Origin of the sequence: Flavobacterium sp., from assembly GCF_043779715.1 — a bacterium.
Lineage (GTDB): Bacteria > Bacteroidota > Bacteroidia > Flavobacteriales > Flavobacteriaceae > Flavobacterium.
Window position 1 is genome coordinate 1 of the sequence record NZ_JAYWDT010000086.1, and the last position, 4025, is coordinate 4025.

The following is a 4025-nucleotide window of genomic DNA, read 5'->3' on the forward strand; positions in this document are numbered from 1 at the left end:
TTTATACCAGAAACATTAGCTTTAGACGGTGATCCATTGGATGTATTGGTATTAGTAACTAAACCTACATTTCCTGGTTGTGTAATCGAAGTAAAACCTATTGGTGTTTTCCATATGGCAGACGACAAAGGACCAGATGAAAAAGTAATTTGCGTACCAGTTTCTGATCCAATTTGGAATTCTTTAAATGATTTAAGTGATATAAACCCACATTTGCTAAAAGAAATTGAACACTTTTTTCAAGTTTATAAAGATTTAGAAAAAAAGAAAGTTGATGTAGAAGGCTGGGGTGATGTAAACGAAGCTCGTGCTATTATTAAAGAATGTACAGAACGTTTTGAAGCTATCGAAAACAAGCCGGAAGGATTGTTTAGTATCAAATAAAGAAACGATAAATCTCTATGATTTCGAGATTTTTATAGGAAAAGGTATTAGATTTGTATAAATTAATCTAATACCTTTTTTTATGACAAAAAAATACTTTTTACTTATAGCAGCAATTTCTAGTTTAGGACTTGCTTCAGCTCAAACACTCAGTTCGGCTCCAACCTTGACATTTACAAACAATACTGGTATATCCTCAGATAATATTGCTAGTGATGGTGATGGAGGATCTGTAAATATATCAGATATTAATATTCAAATTTATAATATCTCAGATGTAAATGGAACATTCCTAAATCAGTTGTCTTGGGAAAACAATGGTTTTTTAGCAAGTAGCAATAGCTCATATTCGGGATTAACTAGAAATGATGGTGGACCATCCATAGGTTCAAAAGGAATGCTTATTAAATCTGTAAGCGGAAGTGAATTTAAACTTAATCAGTTTGTTTATTACAACTGGGGGGAAATTTCCTCAACTATAATCACTGTAAAAGGATATAAAAATAACACAGAAGTGGCTTCAACAACTTTTCAAGCTTATGATGGTGGAGCTTATCTTCCAATGACCATTATATTAAATACTGCCTTTGACGATGTAGACGAAGTTCGGTTTTATATTTCTGTTGGAGGATATGCTGGCGATCAATCACACACTAATCATAGTATTAATTCCATTCAAGTGAGCACACCAGTATTGAGTGCAAATAGTTTTGAATTAACTTCTAAAATAAAAATCTATCCAAATCCTGCAACAAATAATGTTGCTATTGATTTTCAAGATTTAGACAATACAAATGTGGAAGTTTCGGATAGTAATGGGAGATTATTATTTACTCAAAAATTAAGTAATAACTCAAATACAATTAATATTGATAATTTATCTTCTGGAATATATTTCTTTAAAGTAAATTCTAATCAAGGAATTAAAACAAGTAAAGTTATAAAATACTAAGTTTTAAAAATAAATAAATTTAAAAAGCAACATTCTATAAAGAGTGTTGCTTTTTTGTTTGTTTTTGTTAAATTTACCAAAACTAAATTACTAACCAATAATAATTTTATGAATACAATAATGATTTATGTGCCAATAGTGATGGCAATCATCGGATTGATTTTTATGGCAATCAAAAGAAGTTGGGTATTAAAACAAGACGCTGGAGATGGTAAAATGAAAGAAATTTCAGATTACATCTATGAAGGAGCTTTGGCATTCTTAAAAGCAGAATACCGATTATTAGCAATATTTGTAGTTCTTGCAAGTATCGTTTTAGCGAGTTTAACCTTTTTGCCAAACGCGACAACGCATATACTTATAGTTGTAGCCTTCGTTTTCGGAGCATTTTTCTCTGCTTTAGCTGGAAATATGGGAATGAAAATCGCGACTAAAACAAATGTTCGTACTACACAAGCAGCTCGTACAAGTTTGCCGCAAGCGCTGAAAGTTTCTTTTGGTGGTGGAACTGTAATGGGGTTAGGAGTTGCAGGTCTTGCAGTTCTTGGACTCACAGGTTTTTTCATTATACTTTATAATATGTTTATGGGTGGCGTTTGGACTTCATCTGAAGATATGACTAAAGTTTTAGAAACATTAGCTGGTTTCTCTCTTGGAGCAGAATCTATCGCTTTGTTTGCAAGAGTTGGTGGAGGTATTTATACAAAAGCTGCCGATGTTGGTGCTGATTTAGTTGGTAAAGTTGAAGCTGGAATTCCAGAAGATGATCCAAGAAATCCTGCTACAATTGCAGATAATGTTGGAGATAATGTTGGAGATGTTGCGGGAATGGGTGCCGATTTATTTGGTTCTTATGTAGCAACAGTTTTGGCTGCAATGGTTCTAGGTAATTATGTTATTAAAGATATGGGTGGAAATATTCAAGACGCTTTTGGCGGAATTGGGCCAATCTTATTACCAATGGCAATCGCTGGTTTCGGAATTTTATTCTCTATCATTGGTACGATGTTAGTAAAAATTTCTGATGACAACGCCAAAGAAGCACAAGTTCAAAAAGCATTAAATATTGGTAACTGGGCATCAATCGTGATGACTGCTGTTGCTTGTTATTTCTTGGTACAATATATGTTGCCAGAAACTATGAAAATGAATTTCTTTGGCGAAGGCTTAAAAGATATTTCATCTATGAGAGTTTTTTATGCAACAATCGTAGGATTAATAGTTGGTGGAGCCATTTCTTCAGTAACGGAATATTATACAGGTTTGGGTACAAAACCAGTAATGGCAATTGTTCAAAAATCGTCAACTGGAGCAGGAACTAACGTAATTGCTGGATTAGCAACGGGTATGATTTCTACATTCCCAACAGTATTGTTATTTGCTGCTGCGATTTGGGCATCTTATGCTTTCGCAGGATTTTACGGAGTAGCATTAGCTGCATCGGCAATGATGGCAACTACTGCAATGCAATTAGCAATCGACGCTTTCGGACCAATATCTGATAATGCGGGAGGAATTGCTGAAATGAGTGAATTACCAAAAGAAGTTCGTACTCGTACGGATATTTTGGATTCAGTTGGTAACACAACTGCAGCAACTGGTAAAGGTTTTGCAATAGCTTCGGCTGCATTAACTTCATTGGCATTATTTGCTGCATATGTAACTTTTACAGGAATTGATGGTATTAATATTTTCAAAGCGCCAGTTTTAGCGATGTTATTCGTAGGGGGTATGATTCCTGTAGTTTTCTCTGCATTAGCAATGAATTCTGTAGGAAAAGCTGCAATGGATATGGTATATGAAGTACGTCGTCAGTTTAAGGAAATTCCAGGAATTATGGAAGGAACCGGAAAACCAGAATATGCAAAATGTGTCGATATTTCTACAAAAGCAGCATTACGTGAAATGATGTTGCCTGGAGTAATGACTATTGGTTTTCCAATTGCAATCGTGCTTTTAGGATTGGTGGTTTACGGAGATAATCATCAATTAATAGCTGAAATGTTAGGTGGATATATGGCTGGAGTTACTGTTTCTGGTGTACTTTGGGCTATTTTTCAAAACAACGCTGGTGGTGCTTGGGATAATGCTAAAAAATCTTTCGAAGCTGGAGTTATGATTAATGGTGAAATGACTTATAAAGGTTCTGATGCGCATAAAGCAGCTGTAACTGGAGATACTGTTGGAGATCCGTTTAAAGATACTTCTGGACCATCAATGAATATTTTAATCAAATTAACTTGTTTGATTGGATTAGTAATTGCACCAATTTTAGGAAACGGAAGTCATTCGGAAAATACTTCAAAAGCTGCTTGTTGCGCTTCAGAAGTTAAAACTGAAATGAAATCATGCGCTACTTCAAAATGCGACATGACTAAAATGGCAACTATGACAAAAGATGAGTGCGCTAAAATGTGTGATGAAATGGGTTGTAATGCTGAAGAAAAAGCAGAATGCATGTCACATTATGACGAAGCAGGAAAATTTAAAGGAGAAATAAAACAAGAAATTTCTAAACAAGTAATGATTGAAAAATCGACTGATAATGGTAAGACAAAAGCAAATGTTACTACTGTAGTAAATGGGATTTCAACTTCGCAAGTTTTTGAAGGAACAGAAGCAGAAGTTCAAGCAAAAATAGATGCTTTAAAGAAATAATTCTTTTTAGATTATACAAAAAAATGCCTCA

At 34.3% G+C, this 4025-nt stretch carries 3 protein-coding genes; all 3 read left to right on the plus strand.

Annotation, left to right across the window (positions count from 1 at the left end; translation table 11 throughout):
• Positions 1 to 384, plus strand: a 384-nt coding sequence (locus ACH2BG_RS04445; RefSeq protein WP_395046515.1) for an inorganic diphosphatase, incomplete at its 5' end; no start/stop codon positions are given.
• Between the two features lie 82 nt (positions 385 to 466).
• Positions 467 to 1336, plus strand: a complete 870-nt coding sequence (locus ACH2BG_RS04450) for a T9SS type A sorting domain-containing protein (RefSeq protein WP_395046516.1) — start codon at positions 467 to 469, stop codon at positions 1334 to 1336.
• Between the two features lie 108 nt (positions 1337 to 1444).
• Complete coding sequence (locus ACH2BG_RS04455) at positions 1445 to 3994, plus strand: sodium-translocating pyrophosphatase (RefSeq protein WP_395046517.1); 2550 nt, start codon at positions 1445 to 1447, stop codon at positions 3992 to 3994.
• The last annotated feature ends 31 nt before the right edge of the window (positions 3995 to 4025 follow it).